General features: G+C 37.7%; 26 protein-coding genes and 2 pseudogenes. 17 read left to right on the top strand and 11 right to left on the bottom strand.

Annotated features, from left to right (window positions below):
- Window positions 1-122: 122 nt before the first annotated feature.
- Entirely contained in the window at window positions 123-347 is a 225-nt protein-coding gene (locus IQ224_RS10605; protein ID WP_194032915.1) for a hypothetical protein, read from the bottom strand.
- A gap of 505 nt (window positions 348-852) precedes the next feature.
- Here IQ224_RS10605 and IQ224_RS10600 point away from each other — a divergent pair.
- The 5 genes from IQ224_RS10600 (at window position 853) to IQ224_RS10580 (ending at window position 4,986) form a co-directional block, all read left to right on the top strand.
- Window positions 853-1,413 (top strand): COP23 domain-containing protein, encoded by a 561-nt coding sequence (locus tag IQ224_RS10600; RefSeq protein ID WP_194032914.1) that lies wholly within the window; start codon window positions 853-855, stop codon window positions 1,411-1,413.
- 14 nt (window positions 1,414-1,427) lie between these two features.
- Entirely contained in the window at window positions 1,428-2,273 is an 846-nt protein-coding gene (locus IQ224_RS10595) for a serine protease (RefSeq protein WP_194032913.1), read from the top strand.
- A gap of 30 nt (window positions 2,274-2,303) precedes the next feature.
- The gene (locus IQ224_RS10590; protein ID WP_194032916.1) at window positions 2,304-3,524 is read left to right on the top strand and encodes a GUN4 domain-containing protein; all 1,221 of its coding nucleotides are present in this window, start codon (window positions 2,304-2,306) and stop codon (window positions 3,522-3,524) included.
- 2 nt (window positions 3,525-3,526) lie between these two features.
- A complete protein-coding gene (locus IQ224_RS10585; RefSeq protein ID WP_194032912.1) occupies window positions 3,527-4,225 on the top strand; it encodes a hypothetical protein in 699 nt (232 codons plus the stop codon).
- A gap of 254 nt (window positions 4,226-4,479) precedes the next feature.
- Complete coding sequence (locus tag IQ224_RS10580) at window positions 4,480-4,986, top strand: pentapeptide repeat-containing protein (protein ID WP_194032911.1); 507 nt, start codon at window positions 4,480-4,482, stop codon at window positions 4,984-4,986.
- A gap of 116 nt (window positions 4,987-5,102) precedes the next feature.
- Here the strand turns inward: IQ224_RS10580 and IQ224_RS10575 are convergent, their stop codons facing one another.
- The 4 genes from IQ224_RS10575 to IQ224_RS10560 all read right to left on the bottom strand — a co-directional run bounded on the left by IQ224_RS10575 (window position 5,103) and on the right by IQ224_RS10560 (window position 7,832).
- Window positions 5,103-5,402, bottom strand: coding sequence for a DUF4282 domain-containing protein (locus tag IQ224_RS10575; RefSeq protein ID WP_002746713.1), 300 nt, complete (start codon window positions 5,400-5,402; stop codon window positions 5,103-5,105).
- 333 nt (window positions 5,403-5,735) lie between these two features.
- The gene (locus IQ224_RS10570; RefSeq protein ID WP_002746712.1) at window positions 5,736-6,284 is read right to left on the bottom strand and encodes a hypothetical protein; all 549 of its coding nucleotides are present in this window, start codon (window positions 6,282-6,284) and stop codon (window positions 5,736-5,738) included.
- 39 nt (window positions 6,285-6,323) lie between these two features.
- Window positions 6,324-6,761: a hypothetical protein gene (locus IQ224_RS10565; RefSeq protein WP_228036185.1), complete on the bottom strand. Its 438-nt coding sequence runs from the start codon at window positions 6,759-6,761 to the stop codon at window positions 6,324-6,326.
- A gap of 174 nt (window positions 6,762-6,935) precedes the next feature.
- Entirely contained in the window at window positions 6,936-7,832 is an 897-nt protein-coding gene (locus IQ224_RS10560) for a tol-pal system YbgF family protein (RefSeq protein WP_228036184.1), read from the bottom strand.
- Window positions 7,833-8,110: 278 nt separating this feature from the next.
- Here IQ224_RS10560 and IQ224_RS10555 point away from each other — a divergent pair, with 278 nt between their 5' ends.
- The 4 genes from IQ224_RS10555 to IQ224_RS10540 all read left to right on the top strand — a co-directional run bounded on the left by IQ224_RS10555 (window position 8,111) and on the right by IQ224_RS10540 (window position 12,426).
- Window positions 8,111-8,686: a hypothetical protein gene (locus tag IQ224_RS10555; protein ID WP_194032910.1), complete on the top strand. Its 576-nt coding sequence runs from the start codon at window positions 8,111-8,113 to the stop codon at window positions 8,684-8,686.
- Between the two features lie 116 nt (window positions 8,687-8,802).
- On the top strand, window positions 8,803-9,474 hold the full coding sequence (locus IQ224_RS10550) for a DUF1822 family protein (RefSeq protein ID WP_194032909.1): 672 nt from the start codon (window positions 8,803-8,805) through the stop codon (window positions 9,472-9,474).
- Window positions 9,475-9,487: 13 nt separating this feature from the next.
- Window positions 9,488-11,824, top strand: a complete 2,337-nt coding sequence (locus IQ224_RS10545; protein ID WP_194032908.1) for a hypothetical protein — start codon at window positions 9,488-9,490, stop codon at window positions 11,822-11,824.
- Window positions 11,825-11,859: 35 nt separating this feature from the next.
- The gene (locus tag IQ224_RS10540) at window positions 11,860-12,426 is read left to right on the top strand and encodes a CPBP family intramembrane glutamic endopeptidase (RefSeq protein WP_230457632.1); all 567 of its coding nucleotides are present in this window, start codon (window positions 11,860-11,862) and stop codon (window positions 12,424-12,426) included.
- Window positions 12,427-12,529: 103 nt separating this feature from the next.
- On the opposite strand, the gene IQ224_RS10535 is transcribed toward IQ224_RS10540, so the two are convergent.
- Complete coding sequence (locus tag IQ224_RS10535; protein ID WP_194032907.1) at window positions 12,530-13,072, bottom strand: hypothetical protein; 543 nt, start codon at window positions 13,070-13,072, stop codon at window positions 12,530-12,532.
- A 336-nt stretch (window positions 13,073-13,408) separates the two neighbouring features.
- On the opposite strand from IQ224_RS10535, the gene IQ224_RS24070 reads away from it, so the two are divergent.
- Both IQ224_RS24070 and IQ224_RS24065 read left to right on the top strand, forming a co-directional pair.
- A complete protein-coding gene (locus tag IQ224_RS24070) occupies window positions 13,409-13,954 on the top strand; it encodes a hypothetical protein (RefSeq protein ID WP_228036183.1) in 546 nt (181 codons plus the stop codon).
- 113 nt (window positions 13,955-14,067) lie between these two features.
- Complete coding sequence (locus IQ224_RS24065) at window positions 14,068-14,466, top strand: hypothetical protein (RefSeq protein ID WP_228036182.1); 399 nt, start codon at window positions 14,068-14,070, stop codon at window positions 14,464-14,466.
- A 419-nt stretch (window positions 14,467-14,885) separates the two neighbouring features.
- Here the strand turns inward: IQ224_RS24065 and IQ224_RS10520 are convergent, their stop codons facing one another.
- Window positions 14,886-15,752 carry an alpha/beta fold hydrolase gene (locus IQ224_RS10520; RefSeq protein ID WP_002746695.1) on the bottom strand — a complete coding sequence of 289 codons (867 nt, stop codon included), beginning with the start codon at window positions 15,750-15,752 and terminating at the stop codon, window positions 14,886-14,888.
- A 292-nt stretch (window positions 15,753-16,044) separates the two neighbouring features.
- Between IQ224_RS10520 and IQ224_RS10515 the strand changes: the two genes are divergently transcribed.
- From IQ224_RS10515 to IQ224_RS10490, 6 genes are all read left to right on the top strand, one after another.
- On the top strand, window positions 16,045-17,025 hold the full coding sequence (locus IQ224_RS10515) for an ABC transporter ATP-binding protein (protein ID WP_194032906.1): 981 nt from the start codon (window positions 16,045-16,047) through the stop codon (window positions 17,023-17,025).
- A gap of 190 nt (window positions 17,026-17,215) precedes the next feature.
- The gene (locus IQ224_RS10510; RefSeq protein ID WP_002746691.1) at window positions 17,216-18,157 is read left to right on the top strand and encodes an ABC transporter ATP-binding protein; all 942 of its coding nucleotides are present in this window, start codon (window positions 17,216-17,218) and stop codon (window positions 18,155-18,157) included.
- On the top strand, window positions 18,147-18,977 hold the full coding sequence (locus tag IQ224_RS10505) for an ABC transporter permease (RefSeq protein ID WP_002733321.1): 831 nt from the start codon (window positions 18,147-18,149) through the stop codon (window positions 18,975-18,977). The genes IQ224_RS10510 and IQ224_RS10505 overlap by 11 nt, the downstream gene beginning before the upstream one ends.
- A 2-nt stretch (window positions 18,978-18,979) precedes the next feature.
- Window positions 18,980-20,506: a Gldg family protein gene (locus IQ224_RS10500; protein ID WP_002746689.1), complete on the top strand. Its 1,527-nt coding sequence runs from the start codon at window positions 18,980-18,982 to the stop codon at window positions 20,504-20,506.
- Window positions 20,507-20,554: 48 nt separating this feature from the next.
- The gene (locus tag IQ224_RS10495; RefSeq protein WP_002746687.1) at window positions 20,555-21,175 is read left to right on the top strand and encodes a Uma2 family endonuclease; all 621 of its coding nucleotides are present in this window, start codon (window positions 20,555-20,557) and stop codon (window positions 21,173-21,175) included.
- 112 nt (window positions 21,176-21,287) lie between these two features.
- Window positions 21,288-21,863, top strand: a complete 576-nt coding sequence (locus tag IQ224_RS10490; RefSeq protein ID WP_194032905.1) for a Uma2 family endonuclease — start codon at window positions 21,288-21,290, stop codon at window positions 21,861-21,863.
- Between the two features lie 276 nt (window positions 21,864-22,139).
- Here IQ224_RS10490 and IQ224_RS24980 read toward each other — a convergent pair.
- From IQ224_RS24980 to IQ224_RS10475, 4 genes and pseudogenes are all read right to left on the bottom strand, one after another.
- Window positions 22,140-22,244, bottom strand: a pseudogene (locus IQ224_RS24980) (PEP-CTERM sorting domain-containing protein); the annotation flags it as partial.
- 55 nt (window positions 22,245-22,299) lie between these two features.
- On the bottom strand, window positions 22,300-22,632 hold the full coding sequence (locus IQ224_RS24060; protein ID WP_370583143.1) for a type II toxin-antitoxin system PemK/MazF family toxin: 333 nt from the start codon (window positions 22,630-22,632) through the stop codon (window positions 22,300-22,302).
- Window positions 22,630-22,750 (bottom strand): annotated as a pseudogene (locus tag IQ224_RS10480) (type II toxin-antitoxin system PemK/MazF family toxin); the annotation flags it as partial. The pseudogene IQ224_RS10480 and the gene IQ224_RS24060, both read right to left, overlap by 3 nt.
- On the bottom strand, window positions 22,751-23,005 hold the full coding sequence (locus tag IQ224_RS10475; protein WP_002746682.1) for a hypothetical protein: 255 nt from the start codon (window positions 23,003-23,005) through the stop codon (window positions 22,751-22,753).
- Window positions 23,006-23,155: the final 150 nt, after the last annotated feature.

Raw genomic sequence — 23,155 nt, 5'->3', positions numbered from 1 at the left:
TAAAAATTTTGTTAGAATTTCATCCAGATTTATGAGTTGAAATCGATTTTTCATGGACAAAGTTCTTAAAACCTGTCTATCTCCAGCGTTGGATGATAATTATCTGTCAAAAAATAATGCTTCTACACAAGTTCTCTATTTAAATAAGAGAATTTTATCTGAATTTTTTTCAAAATGAGAATTGCTGAATTATCGTCAGCGGACATTCGGGCGGTAACATCATTTTTTGGCAAAAACAAGGCAGTAACCCATACGAACCACGCATTTTTCCCTCTATCAATCCATGGGAAGCCCACTCGGTTGCCGTCAGTGTCGATGGAACGACCGCCGCTAGTAGCAGTTGCCAAGACAATATCAGAATCTGGAAAGATAGCAATTGGAAAGATTCTCCTCTCCAAGCAGGGTCATCCGCCGATATCTGTTTGATAGTTATCAGCGAAGATGGCAAGATAATTGCTGGCCGCAGTTCCGATGAAACCATTAGATTATGGAACCTAAACACCAAAAAGGAGATTTTTAGCTACTCCCCTCCCTCTCCCAAATCTTTCGATTCACCTAGAATGATCGCCCTCAGTGGAGATGGGCGTACCGTTGCCAGCAATTTTGACAAGAAAATCCAAGTTTGGCGGCCGAGTTTCTGAATTATCGGTGTCAAGATTATCCTAACCAGCTTTCATACCACATCTTGTTTAATAACGTTTTCAAGGCTGATGACTGATAGGTATAAATAAGTGGGAAGCGGGGTGCAGGTTTTTAAAGCTCGATCGGGAGTTAATCGTATTATTAAAAGTTGATTTGGGATGAATCCCATGTTAGACTAGCGAGTAAAATGAAAAAAAGAGGTCATTGAGAATGAAACACCGACAGCCATGCCAAATTCTGGCGATGTTATTCTTAACTGGTGCGGCCACTTTCAGTGTGCCAGAACCTAGCAAGTCCGCAGGAAAGGGACTGTTCTTCTGCGGCCAACTTCAGGGAAAGTGGAATACCTTTGTCAAACGCCCTAAAAGAAATATAGCGATAATTGAATGGACTTCTAACGACTTTGCCGATTCAGGATGGGACAACAGGAAACGCTGCATCACGGTTTCCGATCGCTTTAATCAATATGCTCCTCTGCTGACTAATGTTAAAACTTCAAATGTCAATGGCTATCCCGTCATCTGTGTTCCGAAAGTTAAGGGCGGAAGTTGTGCTAAAAACCAGGTATTATTCACTCTAAAAACAGGAGTAAACTCTGAAGAAGTTGCCCAAAAACTATTTAATATGAATCGCTATGGCAATCCTTCAAAATTTAGATTTACTGAGCAGCCTTTTTCCTACGATTCAGAAGGAGAACTTAATATTAATGTCGAGACTTTTATTAACAATCTTGAAGAAATAATCGAAGCTTCAGAAAATGAGCCTCGCTAGGAGTAAGTTTGGCAGTGAATCAATCCCAATGTCAACTTTTACTAATAATGTTCCTCATCAGTAGTCCAGCCTTAAGGCTAGTGACTGATGCAGATAATGGCTACTTTGCTCCTCACATTATTCGGTCGGGATGCCCATCTTCTCGACCAATTTTGATCGATTCCTTATATAATAAGATTAAAGTTATCACAGTAAAAATATTATATGAATCAGAATTTATCGGTTCTGGAGTAATAATTTACTCCCAAAACAACAATTATAAAGTGATTACTAACGCCCATGTTCTCAAGGATAATCACTTTTCCTACAACATTCAAACCTTTGACGGAAAAATTCATATTTCAGAAGTGGTAAAAACTGCAAATTTTGCTCGGAATGACCTAGCTCTACTACAATTTAAATCCCCCTGCTTTTATGTGGCTTCTCGTCTAGGTTCCTCCGCTAACCTAAAGAGAGGGGAATATGTGTTAGCGGCGGGGTTCCCTTTTTATTTGCAGCCACAATTTGCTTATCCAGCCAATGAGTCAATACAAAAAAAAGAAACAAGAGAAAGCGCTCAGAGCCTAAACGACGAGTTTGATTTTACACCGGGTAAAATAGTTGCATTCTTAGAAAAACCGCTAGAAGGAGGATATCAAATCGGATATAATGGCGACTTTGAAAAGGGAATGAGCGGAGGGCCATTACTCAATCAAAAGGGAGAATTAGTCGGCATCAGTGGCAGACATCCCGTTTTGTGGGAAAACTCCGATAATTATGAAGATGGTTCTCAACCATCGCCGGCTTTGCAGACTCTAATCAATAACTCAAGTTGGGCAATCCCCAGCGAACAAATTATTAAAGTAATATCTGATAAATAGATGAAAATATTAGCACCAATAAACTCGCTTATGGTTGGATTAATAGCGGTTTCATTAACTCAGCAAGGCTTATTAGCTCTCTCCCAAAGCGAAGTTGAAGAAATCGCCAAACAAACTACAGTCAAAATAATTAGAATAGACGGTAATAATCCAGGTACTGGAGCAATTGTCCAGAAACAAAAATATATATTTAAAGGACAGGAAGGATACTTATATACTGTCCTGACTAACTGCCATGTGTTTCTCAATTCAAAATTCTGCGATCAAGAAAATAAGCCAACTTCCGAACCGATGCCCAACTCTACTGGATATCGCGTTGAAACTTCTGACAGACAACAATATATAAGTGAAATTTCCTCGGTAAAAATTCATCCGAATGCTGATTTAGCAATTTTCAAGTTTTTTAGTACAATAGAATACGAAACTGTCAGAATAGGTAATGCAGAACAGCTATCTGCCTCCAGTAAAGTTTATGTATTTGGCTGGGCAGTCCCCAGTAAAACTAGCCGAGATCGACGTGCGCGATTTTTCGGTCCCGGGAATGTACTTGGTACTGACAGAAAAGCTGCAGGGGGATATCAAATCGCCCATAAACTCGAACTTTTACCCGGAATGAGCGGCGGTCCACTATTACACGAAAACGGCTGTTTAGTAGGAATCAATGGGGGAGGTGGTAAAAGAGATCCTAACATACAAGTTATAGAATTTTTATCCGTTCCTATTAATCTTTATGCAAGCTGGCAAAATATCCAAGTAGTGGATGACTGTCGAGCCACTCCGCTGCCCGATAATAATCTCTTTAAGACACTTCGCAATCTTCTCGAACAGGGAAATTGGCAGCAGGCCGAAGCCGAAACGAAAAAACTAATGCTTCGAGGTACAGATCAAACCTATTTTAACGAAAACATCATCAACAATCTGTCCTGTTCTAACCTGAAGATTATTAATCGACTTTGGGTGCAATATTCCAGTGGACGTTTTGGCTTTAGTGTTCAGGGGGAAATCTGGAAAGGAGTTACAAACTATAAGCAATTTGAAGAGAGGGTGGGATGGCGGCGTGGCTATGAAGGACCATTGACCGATCCCCCCAACTACAGTCTTGAAGCGAAAAGAGGTCACTTGCCATCCTATAAACTTCTTGCCGCTTCCGACTTCGGAACATTTCTTAAGCAATTGGAAAAATGCGATGCTTTAAGTTTCACAGACTCAGTTATTATAGAAAATATAATCTCAAGCGAATCTGAACCCTAATTATGATGAATAACGGTTTCATTTCACCTCTGAAATTTCTCAGCCTAAGTTTCTGCCTAACTTGTCTGCCGTCAAATACCCAAGCCATTAATATTTACCCGCCAATTATCACCAGCAACCAACAACAACAGAATAAGCAAACGGAATCGCCGGAAGTTGGTTTGGAAATAATAGGAAGTCCCTCTCTCAACAGATTGGTGATTCCCATGTACCGATACACCGGTGAATGCCCGGGGTTTTCTAAAGGTATAGTAAAAGCAAGCTTTACCTCCACAGCCTTCCCTCCGAGTCGGGACAGAAGGGTTATGGTTAGAAATGTCAGCCGGGGAATGGCGAGAGTGAATAGTGATCCTTTTCCCTTCGCCGATCGAGATTATAGCCGGGGCAGAGGCTCCGAAATCACCGAGATAACCATCGGTTCGGGACACGATGGAAAATTTCTAATCGTCAGACAGGGAGAAAACGATTTCGATTATACGATTAAGGAAAAAAACACAATAGTTGACCAGGGAACCTTCACAGCATACGTGGAAACAACAACCATTGTTGAAGAAAGAAATAAAGTACCAACAACAAAGCCTGTTTGCGGTGGTAATCGTATCGATGCTCCCTGGGGAATCATCAATCTCTTGGGAAGAATAATCTGTGACAAGGAGGAAGTAACAGATGAATGTCCATCTTATCCCGATGTTACAAGATAGGGTTCGCTCAATATAAGTAAAAGCCCTACTAAAAAAGGCTTTTATTTGATATTATATGACTCAAAACCTTTGCGATTTTCATCCCTAGTGATGAAAATCGCAAAGGTACTTTCGACGGAATCAATAGGGTTAGTGAAGAATAAATTGCTCCCAGAAAATGCACTGAGGGATACATCTTTTTCGTCCGCATCAGGGAAATACTATGTTATAATTGCTTCTTAATTTGTTTGAAAAAAAATTGAGGTAAAATAGTTATGAAACTTACTGTCATTTTTTCAATAATCGTTCTATCTTCTGTGAGTTTAGCAAATTCTATCGGTGCTGAAAATCTCGATCACGTGAAGAAATTTAAGCAAACAAAACAATGCTCTGGATGCAATTTAAGCGGTGCAGATTTGAGTGGATTAAATCTAAGACACGCTAACCTACAAGGTGCTGATTTAAGTGGTGCTAGTCTTGGTGGTTCTGATTTAACCAAAGCCAATTTAAGTGGCGCAATTTTGACGGGAGCTAACTTGAATGGTACCAAATTAATAGGAGCAAATTTATCAAATGCTAGACTTAATAGCGTTCGTATGTGGGTGACGCAATTAATGGATGCTAATTTAAAAGGAGCAAGTTTGATAAATGCTTTTATAGGTAAGTCTAATTTTACAGGGGCGGATGTAACAGGTGCTAATTTTAATGGTGTACAAAGCTGTGATGGTGATCACAATTACATAGCACCAGATGGAAGCAGAAGCAACGCATGGTGTAAATAAATAAAAATGAACCACTCTACTCGATCGCGTAGCATAGTGGAGTAGTTCATTTAAGGGTTAATGATTTGGCATGACCTTAACTTGTTTTCAGAAGCTTGCGATGAAAAACTCCAGACTTACGGAAGCCGTTTGAAGTGTTCAACAAGCTCTGAAGTATTTTCAGCAGTTTTTAGTGAGGCCACAAATCCCTCTAAAACAATGCGAAAGCTAATCAGGAGTGATAGGAATAAAACTGGGGACAAGAGAAAAGCCAGTAAACCTTGACCCGGACCTGCTTGAAATCCATTTATCAAAGATGTTAAAGAAATTAGGAAGATAAAAATTCCCCCTACTCCGTAAATTAAACCAATAATTCTAATTCCAATAAATTTGGAAAAGGAAAGGTCGAATAATAAACTAAAAAAATTACTCGGCATTTAATTTGCTCCTCTCTTAATAAACGGCAATTTTTTGAAGTCTGAGTAACGAACTGTGAAAACTTTCGGCATATCAGCCTGTTTTGGTGCGATCGCAGAATTTTTCGTATATCACACCCAGAAGCTTGAAGTAGATTTATGACAATAGGCTGAAATAACAGAAACTTTCTGGAAGTCTAACGAGGATTCTTTGATCTGACTGCATTTTTTGACAAAAGTTTACAATTATTCAACGTACTTAAGGGTAATATCAAGACTTATCGAACTGTTTAGTTAGTACACAGCCCCAAAGCAAGCTATGAGCCGGTGATAATTTTTGGAGATATCTAATAATTAACAGCAACAATCATCATATCCCCAAGTATAACCTTCACCATAATTTCTATTATCCTCACTTAAACATTTAAAAACTCTAACATTTCCATCTTGAAGAAGACCGACTTCTGGTCCCCAATAATATGCTAGCCAAAACTTAATCAACACAACATCCGAACAAGAAAATATGATGTCTTGACTGATTGATTCCATAAATTTGGGGGAATTGCCAACATTGTTTAATCCTGGTTCACCGACTGTTATTTGTACTATCTTATTTCTGGTTGCTTTCCAAGGATTGTTTCGTCCATTATATTGAATCCACGTGGATTCATTTGATGAATTTAGAGTCTCTATACTAAATTCAGACGGTGCTTTCCCACCATTAACAGTTAGTTGCCAACTCCATGCCTTAGCTTTCTTCAATTTAGCTTGCGTTCTATCTAAAGAAGCTTGACACTTAGCAGAAACGGGCAATCTATTAGCCAAAGAAGGCGTTGTAAAGATAGTCACCTCGGTTAGAGCCAAACAGCTAAGAAAAGCGATAAGTTGCGAGTAAATTTTCATTTAATGCTTTCTCCTAATTAATATCAAAAAAGAGATAGGTTACTTAAGATACTCTAAAAATAGAGTTTTTTTGCTGGTATCAACAGTCTGATTAAGTCGAGGTACTACCAATTTAGCAAGTTTGGGATTATGGTGAGCAAATAATAGGATCATTTGTTTGTCCTTAAGCAATTCAGCGAGAGATTGGTCGTCCTGTGCCGCGGATTGCGTTTTGTCAATACCTTGCCAACGGGAGGCAATCTGAATAAAATCGTACACCCTTTTTCCCTTACCAAGTCCTTTTGCTTCCCCAAACCAAGGAATCAAGCCACCGTAACGTTCCCAATCCTCAAGGCGTTCTTCGAGACCGCAGCTCCTTCCAGTGGTAAACTCCCAAATATCAATTACCCAGCCAAAACCAACAACCCCTGTAGTTGTACATAATGCGAGTTTAGCTTTGATGGTTTCGCCAGACTGGTAAATTTCGGACTTAACCATTTTAATTTCTTGGTTAATTGAGAAAAGGGATCTTCGTTACTTGTTATGGTTCGATAGGGGGGCATAAATCGACTAAATCCTTATCTGGCAAGGGATTTAATTGATTAGTTTGCTTTAGATAGAAAATAATTGACAAAAATCGCTAAATGCCTTTCTATATAGGGGTTCCATCCCTTATAACCCCCGTCCATTGCATAACACAAACCGAAGAGCCGAGAAAAGCCAGTTATTGGCGACTTTTGCAAAAGAATGTTTGGGATAATTCTGTCGTAAAGTCTGGAGAAATGCCTTAGATTCAGGATAAGAAATTGTGTTGTAGTAAGCCTGTGAACAATTTATGTAAGCTACAGGCATCAAAGCTGACAATTTCGCAATATTAGGAATATCTTGAAATGTTGAAGCCTGAGAACAAATGTTCGAGTTTTTGACCACTGCTATCTGGATATTTCGAGATAAAGGATGCCTCGGTGCAACAGCAAGGAAACGGCGACGTTGGGCTAGTGCTTGTGGAGATTGGCCTTGTTTATCGTAGAATTTTGCACAAGAATCATGAAAGTAAGGTAAATTTACCTGAATATTAGGTATTGCTCCACCATTTATTAATTTGTCCAAGCCGTCACAAGATTCGCTCCCGGCCAATTTGGCCACACCGTAGGTTGAAAATAACCCAGTGATTGAGCGATTCATTGCTTGCGTTAACTCATCTTTATCATGTTGCTCATTAAAAAGATACCGGCTAAACAAGGCTTTTGATAAATTTTTCTGTTGCTCTGCCTGTTTTGCTTGCTGGTTGGCGGTCATAAACGAAGAACAAGTTGCCATCTTTCGTTGAGCGAGGTCTGTTAGACCATCAAAGTTATTGAAAGGAAACGAGGCTGTTTCCTCTACCCGAGTAAAATAAGCTGTTGCCTCTGGACAATTAACGGATTGATAAGCCATTTGTCCCTTTTCAAAAGATTCATGGCGATAGGTTAAGGTTTCTTGAGCTTTGTTGATGGCAAAAGTCGAAGCGATGACAGTAATCGCAACAACGCTACCACCAACGAGAAGAGTCTGTGTTGAACTACCCATTTTATCTCCTAAGCTACTGTTGTGCAAGACTTTATGGCTAGATTAAGGAATCTAATAAAACTTTAATATCTGCTGCTCTAAGTATTTGCCAACCAAGGTTGGAGATTTTAGAGAGAAAAGTTATGTTATATTTGATTCTGTGACGACTTTTCTGACTTCAGGAGCGAAAATGTATAGCAGAATATGGTTCGTTAATGCCTAAAGCCTTGTTAAAAGACCTAAGTGTGTTTTTGACCATATATTCAGGAGAGCCTTTGCGATAAATTCTTAATTAGCTTATGAACCAAATGGAGACGCAAAAATGTGATCTTTGTCGAGGGGGGTTTTGTACTCTTTGTCCCCAGACTAAAAAAGATTGGGATTTAGATAGATTATTTGAGGATCTGAAATGTGTACTTATTCTTCAAGATGAGTATGAATCTATCGATAAGGTTCCTAAGGAAGCATGGAAGTCCGCTCAAAGAGGAAATAAAACACTAAAAGCAAAGGAAAAATGTTGGTTATGTTTACTATTACAAGGCTATGATGTAAAACAGATAGAAAGCTATTTACATTTAACTAATATTAAAGGAGACCTGTCTAAAAGTATTTACAAATGGACAAGTTTTCTGGCTTCTGGCAAACAAATAGGTGATTGGGCGCGAGTTCCTATCTACCTTGAGCATCATGTTAACTCAGCCTACACTTGGAATTATAGAAAAAATACTTACTCCTCAGTTAAAAATGAAGAGATAGGGATTAATATTAAGCTGAGTAAGACAGATAAAAATTCAATCAATCATTCCATAATAGTTGAAGCATTCAGGCTTCTTAAAGTTGATATTAAGGAGGAAAATATACAAATAATAGAGTAAGATAATGATAACTTAGTTAAATTTATTGGGATTATTTTCTCAAGGCTAAGTAATAAATGATTTCTGAAAATCATTAAATTCACAAATATTCAACAGGTAAAATTGAGGAGCAAATCATGACCAATCAAGCTGACGCACAAAATCAAAATACTATAATTCAACTGAAGGGTAACTATCAAATACTTGATCGGTTATGCGAACTATTTGAGTCTGGAGAATTAGAAAAAGCACTCGGTATTTCTATTTTAGAATTAGAAGCCTTTAGTCTAAAAAAAATTATAGTCTTAGAAGAACCTAAATCAAATGCTAAAATTTTAGATATATCTAAAAATACAATAACGATTCAAGAATCTGCTGTTATAGAAACATCAACCACTATTGAATCTATAAAAAGTGAGATAGTTTCCCTATGGAGTTTCTGGCAAAATTGTCTGGAAAATAAAGGATTTAAAACGGCAACGCTTGGGAACTCAATTAGTCGAAAAAAAGTAATTGAATTAGACGAACATCTACTCGAATTGATTTTGACTATTGACGAAATTAATAACAAAGAAATTCGCATCTATTTGAAAGTTAGACCTCAAAATGGTAAAGGTTATTTGCCTGAAAACCTAATTGTTTCTGTCTTCGATGAAGAAGGAGAATTTTTTTCCCCTCAAAGAACCAATGATCAAACTAATATTCTTGATCTTACGATAGGACATAGTTTTGTTTGTAAAACCAATGATTCTTTTAAAATTAGTTTTACTCTCAATGAAATTACGATAGTAGAAAGCTTTCCAGGATAGAAAAGAGATTGCTATGTCAAAAAAAATTTATTTTAAAATTGGTTCCTGTATTCAATTGCCAAACCGAATGGCAGTTCTACCCGTCACTTTGACTATCTCTGACTCTAAAGGCCGTTTGGAAGAAAGAAGCTCCTATCTTTCAATTATGCCAGAGCAACTTAGTCAGACATTTAATATCTGGAAAAATTACATTATTCCAGACTCTCCTCGACGACCTGAAATAAAATCTCTTTCTGAACAACTATTAAGCGATGGTAATATTAGTTTACAGAAACTGGCTGAAAATTTAAAAACAGAAATGAATCAATGGTTAACAGATACTCAAAGTTGGATTAACGAAAAGGGTGAAGTTGACTCAAAAATTCAAAACACCTTAGAAAAATACGCAAATTCACAAGAAGAAATTCAACTTTTTATACAAACTGAAGATCGAATATTAAGAGGATTTCCTTGGCAAGAGTGGGAATTTTTGCATCCTTTATTTCGTCTGCACAAAAATACAGAGTTATCTGTGAGCGCAACGGATTTCGCACGTCCTGAACAAAAACAAACCATTAACCGCTTAGATACAAGAGTTCGTATTTTAGCTATTTTCGCAGATAACGAATTAGATGAAAATAATGAATATAAACAAGAAAAAGAATCTCTTAATCGATTAAAAAAATATGGTGCTTTTATTCAGATACTTTACCAGCCGAATTACTCAAAATTAATTGAAGCACTAGAAGAACCAGCTGGTTGGCATATCTTCTTTTTTGCAGGTCATAGTCACAGTAATCCAGACGGTAGAATTGGCTGGCTGCAAATTAGTTGGTTAGATAATAATCAAAAACTTCAAACAAAAGAAATTGAGATTAATGAATTAACCAAATGGATGCAAAAATTGATTAATGATAAACTACAACTGGCAATTTTTAACTCCTGTGACGGTTTAGGATTAGCCAATCAACTAACTTCTCTGAATCTTCCTTACTGTATCGTAATGCGGGAAAGAGTTGATTCTTTCTTTGCCGGTACATTACTTAATCATTTGCTAAAGGCTTTTGTGGAAAGAGAAAAATCTATATTTGCCTCCATGCGTTATGCTCGTGAACAAATCTTATTGGAATATGATAAGGGAGCTAAACCATCGGGAAAAAGTTGGCTACCTGTTATTGTCGCTAACCCAGAAGCCCCTGAGTTAACTTGGGATAGTTTGTTTATAGAACGTCGCTTGGGTCCTAAATGTGAATTAATTTTATTAGTTGTTTTAATTGTTATAGTAGTTGGATTACCATTAAATATTTTAGGAGAATTTGGCAGTCTTAATACTTTGCGGTTTTATGCACAGCTTTATCCTCATATCATTGTTTATCCTTCACTATTTCTGCCTTTGTCGCTATTCTCTCTTTATCGAGCTTTTAGCTTAATACTAAAAAAAACAGGAATAATTTTGATGGTTACTACTCTTATTGCATTTGCATCTATAATTGCTATTTTTACAGAATTAAATTCTGATCCGTTATTCTTATTTGAAATTAAACCCGATAGCAGTATTATTCTTGAAATACAGGAATTAAATGCAATTCTAATCAGTAAAAATATTAATAAGTATCAACTTCCTTCTCAATGGTTAAATGACATTAATTTAAAAGAAAAAGTTAATCTTGATAAACAATATATCGAAGCTTTTATTAAGGGAATTATTCAGCGTCCTGAAAAAAATAATGAAGCTAATGGAATTTTTTTGAGTATTGCCCATAGTCATCAACTTTGGTCAAAGCATTACTCTATAAGTCGCTTTTTTTATTTGTTCAATTACTGGGCAATTTTTTTCTGTGCTTTTGAATTGACAGCTTTTTTGTCGGAAAATATTTTTAATGACAACTCTGTATTTAACATTGATAAGTATTTCAAATATATTTTGTTGTGTGATATCGGATTGCTTCTCTGGATCCCTTTTGATAATTATTATACCAAACAAGTTAAAAGTTTATTATTTCAAACAGATAACTTAGAAACCAATCTCAGAATTTTTGTTTATTTATTTATTGTTTTTCTTCTATTAATGACTATTGTTTTTATAATCAAAAATCCTAGAATTAAAATATGGAATCATAAAGCAAGTTTAGCTTTTCTTTTTATTGCCATTTTCGTTTTCGTTTTCTCACTTTCAATAAATCAATTCATTTTGTCAAAAATAAACCAATCCTTCGGTCTTGCTAGTAAAAGTCTCTTTGTTACTTGGACAGGGGGGTTTTTCTTTCTAATGCTGGTCATATATCCTATTATCATTTTCTTGATTGAAGGGAAACAATTAGAAAAAAAACTTGTAAGCTTTAAAAAACTTATTAATTTCTTACGCTCATGAAACTCTTATCATCATCACAAATAACAACTTCTGTAGTGATCTCTTTTCTCTATATCCTACCTGTTGTTTTAATTCTAACAAAGGTTATTCCCTTTAGCGATCGCTTTTTAGTATTAACCATCACAGGAGCTTTGATTATCGGTCTAGCGATGCTCAACGAGATTGCTCCAGCAGATTTAGGCTTTAATTATCAAAATTTATTACCAGCGATTAAAGATATTTTACCCGTAACCATAATATCTTCCGTTTTAATGATTGTTTTTTATCTTAATCATGGAATGCGAATTGATAACACTGGTATTCCTTGGTATTTCTATGTATTTTACATTTCACTTTCATCTCCATTACAAGAATTTTTATACCGTTCCTACCTTTTTAATCGACTTGCTCAAATTCAACTTAATCAAGGTTATATTATTATCATCACTGCTATTCTTTATAGTTTTGCCCATAGCATTTATCAAGACCTGCTAACAGTTTTATTAAGTTTAATTATCGGTTTATATTGGGCATATCACTATAATCGCTTTAAGAATTTTTATAGTATTACCCTTAGCCATACAATTCTTGGTATTATCGCAATTCTTACAGGCAGTGTATAACCGACTTATTCATGCAATACAAAAACCCTAGCCATACTATAAATTAAAAGGTTGACCATAGATTTCCTTCATCTATTTATTTATTAAAAGGCAATTATAAAGACTAAATTTTGGAAATTACATAAGCTTTAATTTTATAGCTATTACGACTTCCTTTTGGACTAAACCAATTGCCAGTTGCACCAAATTGGAAGACTTCTCCCTTATCAAATCTATAAGTAAGAGATGTCCCCGAATCAGGTGAAATATCATAAGCACCGGCTAAACTCTGTTGTGGTCTGCCCGCAATAGGAATAACTGCATCCTCTGCAAATAAATCAAAAGAGGCTTTGCTTTGACCAGAGCCAACCTGAATATCTATTCTTAAAGTTCCTCCTGTAATGAAATCAGTTGTATCTATGCGAATAATTTTATAATTTTGATTACCATGTCCCGGTGCGACAAGCTGACCTTCATATTCTGCATATTTTTTGTTTCTAGTTAACACTAATTTAGGTTCTTCTAAGATTTGCTTATCATCACTATTCTTCAAAATAGGACTGGCAATAAATAATTGTCCTAACATTGGTTTGTAAGCAATTAAATTTAATAAATTTAAACAAAAAAAACAGTTAAGTAAATTTACTGTCTTTTTAAGAGAGGTCATAGCTTTTATAACGGTTCAGAAGGGTCAATGGTATGATAGCATAAACGCTATAAATAAGAAGTGCCTAGCGGATATCAGTGTAAACATTTCAACGGATCACAAAATTGACCTATTGTCAATAGCGCTTGAGATTCGCCAGCAATTCTCAGTTTTAGACACAGCAAGCCTTTTAGGGATTTAAAGAACATTTTAAAGGGGGATTTTTGCTGACAGGGGGACAAGCAAGCCGAAAAGCTTATGTAGCATGGAATACAGATACAGACTCCCAAAAAAGATAAGTCATATTTACCATATATGACCTAAATAACGAAAATGATAAGTGAACTATACCAGAAAGTGTTAGAAAATGAACTGGGACGAGCCAGATATCTACTGTTGTTAATGATAGTTGGAACCTGGCAAATACTAAAGCAAGCTAAGTTAGAGATATTAGCAGAAACACTACCAATACCAATCCTGTTTGAGAGTCGGAGAAAAAAACTAAAAAGATTTTTAAAGCTGGAAATTCTGAATATTGAAAAAATCTGGTTTCCCTGCCTAAAAGAGATGTTAAAACAGCAGCAGATATTCACAACAAAAGGATTAGTATATATTGCCATAGAACGAACGAGTTGGGGAGCAATAAATCTCTTGATTGTGAGTTTAATTTATGACAAGAGAGCCATCCCAATCTATTGGGAGATATTAGATAAAAAAGGAAGTAGTAATCTCGAAGAACAGCAGCGAGTATTGGGGAAAATATTGACGGTGCTATCAGGTCATAAAATAGTGGTATTAGGAGATAGAGAATTTTGCTCGGTCAGTCTTGGAAAGTGGCTTCAGAAGCAGAGTTTATACTTTTGTTTAAGACAAAAAAAAAGTACAAATGTGAAGACAAAATAAAGAATTTATCAAGAAATGAGAGAGTTAGGTTTAAGTCCAGGAACTCAACTATTTTTGAATGATGTCAATATTACAAAAGAGCAGGGATTTGGACAGTTTAACTTAGCTGGTAAGTGGAAAAAAACTATCGGGGTTTTCAAACAAAAGAACCTTGGTATATTCTGACAAATTTTGGGGATTTAGAGACGGCAATAATTGCCTATCAAAAAAGATTTGATATTGAGGAGATGTTTCGAGATTTTAAGTCGGGAGGCTATAGCTTAGAAGGTTCTCAATTAGCACCGCAATACTTATCAAAGCTGATAATTGTTATAGCTATCGCCTATACAAGTGCCACACTGCAAGGTAAAAAAATTAAGGATATGGGAATCCAAAAATATGTTACAAGACCTGAAAAAAGATATAAAGGTCAACGCAGACACAGCAGTTTTTATGTGGGTCAACATTTCTATCATTCGCTCCAGCTACATCAAATGTTCCCAAAAAAATATAGAAGAGCTAATGCAAATTAACCGCTATCGGTTGAAGGATTACATCAAGGGACAAAGAGCTATATCGCGGCTCTTCGGTTTGTGTTATGCAATGGACGGGGGTTATAAGGAATGGAACCCTTATGTAGAAAGGCATTTGGCGATTTTTGTCAATTGTTTTTTATCTAGAGCGAACTCATCAATTAAGTCTCTTGCCATAGAAGGATTTAGTCAATTTATGCCCCCCTATCGAACCATAACAAGTAACGAAGAGCCATAAATTTCCTAGTGAAGAAAGGCAAGAGGCAAGAGGTGGTTAGATATGTGTAATTAATTTTGCTTAGGTACTTATTGCCGTTAAATAGGCTACAGACTCTCTTCCCTGCAACCTAATAATGGACAAGGTTTTCGCTTCACCTTTTCAGCCTAGCATCTACATTATAAAAGATACCAAATCGGTTCTATAAGCTTTTCATCCAATCACTAATCAACTGGTTAACCTCTGTGGGAATTTCATCGTGGGGACAATGACCGGCAGTTAGATAATATTCTGTGAGAGAAGGATAGTATTGACGGAATTTGGCCCCGCGTTCCCTAGTATTCATCCAAGGGTCCCCCTCACCCCATAACATCAACAGGGGACAACTTAACTTTTGCAGGAGAGTATCCACATTTTCCCCCCGGGGAGATTTAAACACAGAAGCAAAAACTTTGGCTGCTCCCGCATCCAGGGAAGGACGACGGATATCTTCTATTAACTGCTCGGTAATGGCACTGCGATCGAGATATACTTTCTCTAGGGTTTTACGGATAGTTTTGGGTTGACGGGTATAGAGAAATAAGAGATAACTAGCCCAGGGTTGCAGCAAGACTGATCGCAGTAGTTTTTGTGCTAAATTAGGCTGACGATTGCTTTCTGTATCGCTAAAGGGACCAGCGCTATTGAGGAGAATTAATCCCCGAACATTCTCGGAATGATTAGCAGCCACACAGAGAGAAGCGTAACCCCCCAGAGAATTACCCGCTAAAACCGTCGGTTGGCCCACAACTTCCTTGATAAAATCATTTAATTGTTGCTGCCAGAGATTGCCACTATAGACAATATCCGGTTTAGCTGATCTACCGAATCCTAACAGATCGATCGCCCATACCTCCCATTCTGAGGCTAAACCTTGCAGATTTTTTCGCCAATGGTCGGTGGAAGCGCCAAAACCGTGGACTAATAGTAAAGGGGGTTTTCCCGCAACTCTAGTACCCGCTTGCACATAGTGTATCGAATTTCCTTGCCATTGCCAATTTTGCCTGATTGTCAGAGCAGCTGTATTCATCTGGTGTTTTGTTAAGTAATGTTAATAATGCTTAGTCTAACCGATTGAGAAACTGGAGACGAAGCTAGAGATTTTTGACCAAACCCCTTGACCAAAAACGGAACTTGACATATACTTACATATATAATGGGAATCTGTGCCTGCCTGCAAACCCTTCATTTTTGGGCAAATAACCCTAAAAAACACTCTCAAAAAAATCTTGAGCGGGATTAATCTGCTAGTATGGGTGGCTAACCCCAGAGAATTACTCCTGAATAACAGGGACAGTTTTTTGCTAATTCTGATAACAGCTATGAAGATTTTGACGATTTTACGGGGATTAATCGACGAAAATCCCTTAAGTCAGGCGGATCTGGAAGATTTACTAGAGATCGAATCCTTAAATTTTCAGCAGACTAACCCTCTCATCCTACAGGAAAGGGCGGAACTATTAACGATTCTCTGGCCGCGAGTCTGGCAAAAATGTCAGGAGTTAGGGATAAATCAGCCAAATCAGATTTTGATCAGCTGTTGGCGCTTGTGGATTCCTTGGGCGCTAGAGCTACGCAGCCACGCAAAACCGTTGATTCAAGGCATTTTGGCTCCCCAAGGCACGGGAAAGACCACCGTAACATCTATAATGTCAATTATTTTAGCCTATTTTGATTTAAAAGTAAATAATCTCTCTTTAGATGATATTTATAAGACCTATAATGAGCGAATAAAATTGCGTCAAAAGGATGAAAGATTGCACTGGCGTGGTCCACCGGGTACTCATGATATAGAATTAGGAATTAAAGTTTTAGAACAGGTTTGTCAGCAAGAAAGTCCGATTTTAATCCCGCGTTTTGACAAGTCACTGCATCGAGGACAAGGAGATAGAATTGCAGCGGAACAAGTGGAGGGAGTCGATATTCTTTTTTTCGAGGGTTGGTTTGTGGGCATGAATCCAATAGAAGAAACAGTCTTTGATCATGCCCCCGATCCGATTAATAGCGAAGAAGACCGACAATTCGCCAGGGATAATAATCAAAGATTGCGCGAATATCTACCCCTCTGGTCAAAAATCGATCGCTTACTGATTCTTTATCCCCTTGACTACCGTTACAGTTTACAATGGCGACAGGCGGCCGAAACAAAAGGAGGTATGACCCCATCAGAAATCGAGGAATTTGTCAAGTATTTTTGGAAAAGTTTACATCCGCAATTATTTCTGCCCCCCCTGCTCAAACAAGCGCATCTAGTGGTAGAAATTAATCAGGATCATAGTCTGGGAAAAATCAGTTATCAGTGAGCAGTAGGCAAGAGGCAAGAGGCAAAAGAAAGAATCTGGCAATTCTCCTACCCAAAAAGAAGGTTAGAAACTAAGTCCATAAAATCTTCTAGCTTAACAAATTAGGTTTTAGATTCCGTGAACTTGTCACTTAACACTATTGACTGATAACTCACATCTGGTAACTGGTAACTGATAACTGATAAAGCTTATGATTGAAGTGGAACATCTGAGTAAAATTTATGGTTCGACCACGGCAATTAGTGACGTGGACTTTACCGTAGAAAAAGGAGAAATACTCGGTTTCCTGGGACCGAATGGAGCGGGAAAAACCACAACTATGAGGATTTTATCTGGGTATATTCCTGCCACGACAGGAACAGCAAGGATAGCAGGATACGATGTGCATCAACAATCCTTAGAAGTGCGTCGTCGCATTGGTTATCTTCCCGAAAATCCCCCCTTGTATCCAGAGATGACCGTGGAAGGTTTTCTTGATTTTGTGGCACGGATTAAAGGCATCTCATCGGGGGATAGAAAAGCGCGGGTAGATTTAGTGTTAGGCAAATGTCAGTTACTAGAAAAAAGAAAAGTTATTATCCGCAAGTTATCCAAGGGTTATAAACAGCGTGTGGGAATTGCCCAAGCGATTGTACACGATCCACCGGTAATTATTTTAGATGAACCGACAGTAGGATTGGATCCGAAACAGATTATCGAGGTAAGAAATCTGATTAAAAGTTTAGCGGGAGAACATACAATTATTCTCTCCACTCATATTTTACCAGAAGTGAGTATTACCTGCGATCGAGCGACAATTATTAATCGGGGTCGCATCGTAGCCAATAATATTACTACCGCTACCCCTGCTGGTTCCAGTTATGAAATTGAGATCGAAGGTGATAGGGATTCCCTGCTAGAAATCCTTCAACAACTGCCGCAAGTCGAGCAAGCAGCAAAAGTCGGCGATAACCTGCTCAAAATTGTTGGTCAAGCGGGGACAAACCTAGGGGCAGAACTTGCTAGAATAGTTGTCAACAATGGTTATAACCTATTAGAAATGCGTCGCACCCGCAAAACCCTAGAAGATATCTTTCTGGAAGTAATCGGCAGCGGGGAAAGTAACCACCAAGAGGAGAGGCATGATCAATAATATCTGGGCGATTTTTCGCAAGGAATTTCAAAGCTATTTTACCGCCGCCAATGCCTATATCATTATGGGGATATTTTGGTTAGTAGCGGGATTTTTCTTTAACTCCCTTCTCTACGGCATTATTCTCGATATTGGTATTCAGGAACAATCGGGATTTCTAGTAGCCAGAGATACGGTATCTGAATTTCTGACCACTTTCATCGGCATTATCTTATCCTCCTTATTGTTGGTAATTTTGCCGGCCCTGTCTATGGGATTATACGCAGAGGAAAAAAAACAGGGAACCCTAGAACTTTTAGCCACTTCCCCCCTGACTAATTGGAGTATAGCCATCGGTAAATTATTGGGAGTGCTGGCCTTTTTTACCGTGATGATTACCCCCCTCTGGATTTACGAAATAGTAGTTTTTAGTAGCGCAGTTCCCCCGGTGAATATAGCCAGTGTTTTAATGGCTCATCTAGGATTAATTTTACTGGCAGCGGCCATCCTAGCCATCGGGATGTTTATTTCTTCCCTTACCAATAGTTCTATTCTTGCTTACATCATCACCTTTATCACCATCTTATTTATCTGGATACTGGATGTAATTGCTAACAATGCCGAAACCTTCTTTCGAGATCGCATTGGAGGAGAAGTGGGAGAACAGATCGGATTTTTCTTGAAAGAATTGCTCTCCCATCTATCTTGGTATCAACCCTTTAACAATTTCGTGCGGGGAATTTTTGACAGTAGTAGTTTAGTCATCCTCCTCAGTTATATTCTGCTGGGAATCTTCCTAACTACTCAAGCGATCGAAGCGGACCGTTATCAAAGAAACTAACTATGAGATCCTGGCAAAAATACGGTAAATTTCTCTATATACCCGCCCTCTTTCTGGCTAGTGCCGGCTTAACCGTGGGGTTAATCTCCGGTCAATGGTCATCCCTCTCTCTGGGGTTATTAATTGCCGGGGCTATTCTGTTTCTAGGGTGGCTGTTGTTATTAGTAATCACTTCCAAAGACTTTTGGCAAAAAAGAAGTACCCGCACTGGCACTCAAACCCTCATTACTACTATTATTGTCCTCGGTGTTATCGGTTTAATTAACTTTCTCGCCCTCCGTTATCCCTATCGAGTTGATTTAACCGAAAACCAAATCTTTAGTTTATCCCCCCAAACCGAAAGACTATTAACCAATCTGTCAAAACCAGTCAAAGTCTGGATTTTTTCAACCCGGGGAATCAGTGGCAACGAACAGGAACTTTTAGCCAATTATCAACGCAAAAACCCCCAATTTCAGTACGAGATAGTTAACCCGGAGAAAAAACCCAATATCGCTCAAGAATTCAAAAAACTAGCCGATGATAATCTGTCCAGAGTCTATCTACAGTATGGTGACAAAAAACAGCCTCTGAAAACTATTAGTGAAGAGGAAAGTCTCACGGAAGTGAAACTGAGTAACGCCATCGAAACCGCTAAAACCGATCGCACTTTAACCGCTTACTTTCTGCAAGGTCATGGAGAAAATGCCATCAAAGAGCCTCAAGGTGGATTAGTGCAAGCAGTCAATAGTTTAGAAGCAAAAGGTTATCAAGTAAAACCACTTAATCTAGTGGAACGTTCCACCATTCCCAATAATGCCGATGTCATTATTATTGCCAGTCCCAAAAGAAAAATATTTCCCCAGGAAGTCACCGCTTTAAAAAACTATCTTGAGCAAGGAGGCAAAATTTTATTACTGATTGACCCCCAAACCGAAACCGGATTAGAACCCTTATTAACCCCTTGGGGTGTGAAACTAGATAATCGGATTATTATTGATGCTTCTGGTGCCGGGGAAATCATCGGTTTAGGTCCGGCTAGTCCGATTATTACCAATTACGGCAATCATCCGATTACTCGCGATTTTGCTAACGGTATTTCTATCTTTCCCTTTGCTCGTCCCATCGCTACCGTTCCCGTGGAAGGAATTGAAGCCGTATCTTTAATGATTACTAATGATAAAATGTGGGCTGAGAGTGATTTAAATGATCAGAATCTCCAGTTTAACCCTGAAAAAGATTTAGCCGGACCCTTTGATCTAGGAGTTGCTCTGACTGGAAAAAAAGGTAAATTAATCGTGATTGGTAATGCCAGCTTTGCCAGCGATGGACTGTTTGAACAACAGTTAAACGGAGATATATTTTTAAATTCTGTGCAGTGGTTAGCCAGTGGTGAAACAGCCACCTTATCTATCCGGGCCAAGGAACCAGAAAATAGAAGAATCAATTTAAATCCCCTGCAAGCTAACGCTATTTTTTGGATAGCGATGGTAGTGATGCCTTTAGTAGGATTTATCCTAGCTGGATTGACTTGGTGGCAACGTCGTTAATCGAGTTAGAATCTAGAAAAATCATCTCTCTTATTTACCCTAACTGCCATGACCACAACCCAAACTATCCCCCAATTGTTGACTTTTGATGACTATATTAATCAATATCCCGATGATGGACAACAATACGAATTAATCGCAGGAAAATTATTGGCTATGATGCGACCGATCGGAAAACACGAAGAAATTAGCGGTTTTATGACCATCGAGTTAGGATTGGAGATTAGAAGACGGCAATTGCCCTATTTTATCCCCAATACTGCGGCAGTAAAACCCCTTCGACCCCATACAGGTTATCTACCCGATATTATTGTCTTAGACAGAGAAAATCTAGTTAATGATCCCTATTGGGAAACCGCTTCCTCAATTTCTTTGGCAACATCAGCTAAATTAATTATTGAAATTGTCAGTTCCAATTGGCGAGATGATTATCTGAAAAAATTCGATGACTACGAACAATTAGGAATCGCAGAATATTGGATTATCGATTATTTAGCCAAAGGTTCGGCCCGATATATCGGCAGCCCCAAAGAACCCACCATTTCTATCTATCAATTAATCGATGGAGAATATCAAGGTAATTTATTTAAACAGGATCAACGTCTTATTTCAGGGATTTTTCCAGAGTTAAACCTCACGGCTAATCAAATTTTTCGTGCTAGAGCTTAAAGAAAAACCCGTATTTTTAGATTGGACTTATGGTAAAAATCAAAAATTGTCCTGAGAGTAAGGAGTCAGGAGCTTATAATAGAAAACAACTCAAGATCGGAGAAATCAATTAATGTTTACCACAATAGAAGATAAACAAGCCCTTTCCCTCGAAGTATTTCTTGCCCTTCCAGAAACTAAGCCTGCTAGGGAATATTATCATGGAATTGTCACTCAAAAACCTATGGCCAAAGGAAAACATAGCATCTTACAATTTGAGTTAGCCTCTGCCATTAATCAACAGACTAAACCTCAAAAATTAGCTTATGCTCTACCTGAATTGCGTTGTACTTTTGCAGAACGTTCAATTGTGCCAGATATTGCGGTGATTCGTTGGGAGAATTTGCCAAGAGATCTAGATGGAGAAATGGCCGATCAATTTTTACGTTATCCCGATTGGATTATTGAAATTATGTCTCCTGAACAATCTGTTACCTTAGGGATGGAAAAGATTATTTTCTGTTTACAACAAGGAACAGAATTAGGTTGGTTGATTGATCCTTTAGCAAAGTCAGTCACCGTTTTTCAAACAGGATTACCGAAAGTACATATTGCAACTGAAGGAAATAATGAGTCTTTAGCAGTGATTAAAGGTTTAGAACGTTGGTCAATATCAGCAGTGGATATTTTTGCTTGGCTAAAGGTTTAATTTGTTCTGTCAGCATCGTTTGGTTTATCAGTTTATTCCAGAAGAGTGAAGTTGTCAAAGTTATAGGGATGTGGATTTATTTTTTAATTATTTTATACTCGTAGCATTAATGATTGATTTGGATTGTAAAAATTAGGAACATGAAAAGCTTATGGTATAAGACTTTTGCCTTCCGCAAAGCGGTATAAATACCCTCAATATAACATAGAAATATGATATAAATGCCCCTACTCAATTGACTGAATAAAGGAGAATTTATGGTATTTTAGAAACAATTTAGCCCACTTTTGTGGTTTCTTTTTCTGAAAATTTGGATGGTTTTAGTTTATGCTTCAGGGTTGAATCTGCCTCGAGTGTACTAAGTACCAGGAGACTTAAAGTTCAAGTTTTCCAGAAAAAAAAATTAGACTAATTAAACATTCATATTATTAGTGTTTTATGTTAAATCTAATGTGTATCGCATCGCTTCTTCCAATTGCTGTAAATAACTAGAAGAAAGTGTCCCCAACTGTCGTTGAAGTCGTTGTCTATCAATAATAACAATTTGATAACATAAGGCTACTGATTCCTGATTTAAGCCTCCTTTTCCTGCGGGAATAACCATTGTTCCGGGGATTTGTGCGTGACGTAAATTACTGGTTAATGTAATTATAGCGTTTCCTAAGCTAGTGAGGTACACATATTTTTCTTCCCTTTTGACTTTTGCCTCTTCCCTTTTGCCTAAAATCCATAACTTTTGTACCTCAGCAGACTGAAAAACGCTATACAAAAACAGTGCTAGTGAAGCGATCAATATTGTTATGTTGGACAATAATAACAGGTCGAATACCAGCTTGTTCTGAACCATGACTCGGATTCAAATCAGCTAAATAAATATCGCCTCGCATTTATTTCTTATCCTCTTGTTCAAGGTGAGATAAATAATCGGGCAAAATACTTTCTGAAAAGCTAATATCCTCTTGAGCAAATTCATTTTGTAGCGATTGTGCTTCTGCATCTGAAATATTATCCCATTTCTGAAAACGTGAATTTCTTTGTAAGGATTTGACAAATTCAAGGACTTGTTGCTGTTTTTCTAGCGGTAAAGTCTTAATACTTTGCAAAATCTGGTCTTGAAGATTATTAATATGGGTGATAGACATTTTAACGTTTACCATATCTACACTAGGTCAACCATCTTACCACAAAAAACGCTCTTGTTATCAATTATAGTTAGCAACAATTAAATAGGGTCTGCTGAAAAAGGTTTTCCTGGGGGCAGGGTGTGGGGTGTGGGGTGTAGGGTGTGGGTT

This window comes from Microcystis sp. LEGE 00066 (assembly GCF_015207925.1).
GTDB classification, from domain to species: domain Bacteria; phylum Cyanobacteriota; class Cyanobacteriia; order Cyanobacteriales; family Microcystaceae; genus Microcystis; species Microcystis ichthyoblabe_A.
This window is presented reverse-complemented; position numbering and strand designations above follow the sequence as displayed.

Bases quoted from the DNA above. Each gene is read 5' to 3' on its own strand.
- IQ224_RS10600 (WP_194032914.1), top strand. From the start codon at position 853: ATGAAACACCGACAGCCATGCCAAATTCTGGCGATGTTATTCTTAACT.
- IQ224_RS10590 (WP_194032916.1), top strand. From the start codon at position 2,304: ATGGTTGGATTAATAGCGGTTTCATTAACTCAGCAAGGCTTATTAGCT.
- IQ224_RS10585 (WP_194032912.1), top strand. From the start codon at position 3,527: ATGATGAATAACGGTTTCATTTCACCTCTGAAATTTCTCAGCCTAAGT.
- IQ224_RS10580 (WP_194032911.1), top strand. From the start codon at position 4,480: ATGAAACTTACTGTCATTTTTTCAATAATCGTTCTATCTTCTGTGAGT.
- IQ224_RS10575 (WP_002746713.1), bottom strand. From the start codon at position 5,402: ATGCCGAGTAATTTTTTTAGTTTATTATTCGACCTTTCCTTTTCCAAA.
- IQ224_RS10570 (WP_002746712.1), bottom strand. From the start codon at position 6,284: ATGAAAATTTACTCGCAACTTATCGCTTTTCTTAGCTGTTTGGCTCTA.
- IQ224_RS10565 (WP_228036185.1), bottom strand. From the start codon at position 6,761: ATGGTTAAGTCCGAAATTTACCAGTCTGGCGAAACCATCAAAGCTAAA.
- IQ224_RS10560 (WP_228036184.1), bottom strand. From the start codon at position 7,832: ATGGGTAGTTCAACACAGACTCTTCTCGTTGGTGGTAGCGTTGTTGCG.
- IQ224_RS10555 (WP_194032910.1), top strand. From the start codon at position 8,111: ATGAACCAAATGGAGACGCAAAAATGTGATCTTTGTCGAGGGGGGTTT.
- IQ224_RS10550 (WP_194032909.1), top strand. From the start codon at position 8,803: ATGACCAATCAAGCTGACGCACAAAATCAAAATACTATAATTCAACTG.
- IQ224_RS10545 (WP_194032908.1), top strand. From the start codon at position 9,488: ATGTCAAAAAAAATTTATTTTAAAATTGGTTCCTGTATTCAATTGCCA.
- IQ224_RS10535 (WP_194032907.1), bottom strand. From the start codon at position 13,072: ATGACCTCTCTTAAAAAGACAGTAAATTTACTTAACTGTTTTTTTTGT.
- IQ224_RS10520 (WP_002746695.1), bottom strand. From the start codon at position 15,752: ATGAATACAGCTGCTCTGACAATCAGGCAAAATTGGCAATGGCAAGGA.
- IQ224_RS10515 (WP_194032906.1), top strand. From the start codon at position 16,045: ATGAAGATTTTGACGATTTTACGGGGATTAATCGACGAAAATCCCTTA.
- IQ224_RS10510 (WP_002746691.1), top strand. From the start codon at position 17,216: ATGATTGAAGTGGAACATCTGAGTAAAATTTATGGTTCGACCACGGCA.
- IQ224_RS10505 (WP_002733321.1), top strand. From the start codon at position 18,147: ATGATCAATAATATCTGGGCGATTTTTCGCAAGGAATTTCAAAGCTAT.
- IQ224_RS10500 (WP_002746689.1), top strand. From the start codon at position 18,980: ATGAGATCCTGGCAAAAATACGGTAAATTTCTCTATATACCCGCCCTC.
- IQ224_RS10495 (WP_002746687.1), top strand. From the start codon at position 20,555: ATGACCACAACCCAAACTATCCCCCAATTGTTGACTTTTGATGACTAT.
- IQ224_RS10490 (WP_194032905.1), top strand. From the start codon at position 21,288: ATGTTTACCACAATAGAAGATAAACAAGCCCTTTCCCTCGAAGTATTT.
- IQ224_RS10475 (WP_002746682.1), bottom strand. From the start codon at position 23,005: ATGTCTATCACCCATATTAATAATCTTCAAGACCAGATTTTGCAAAGT.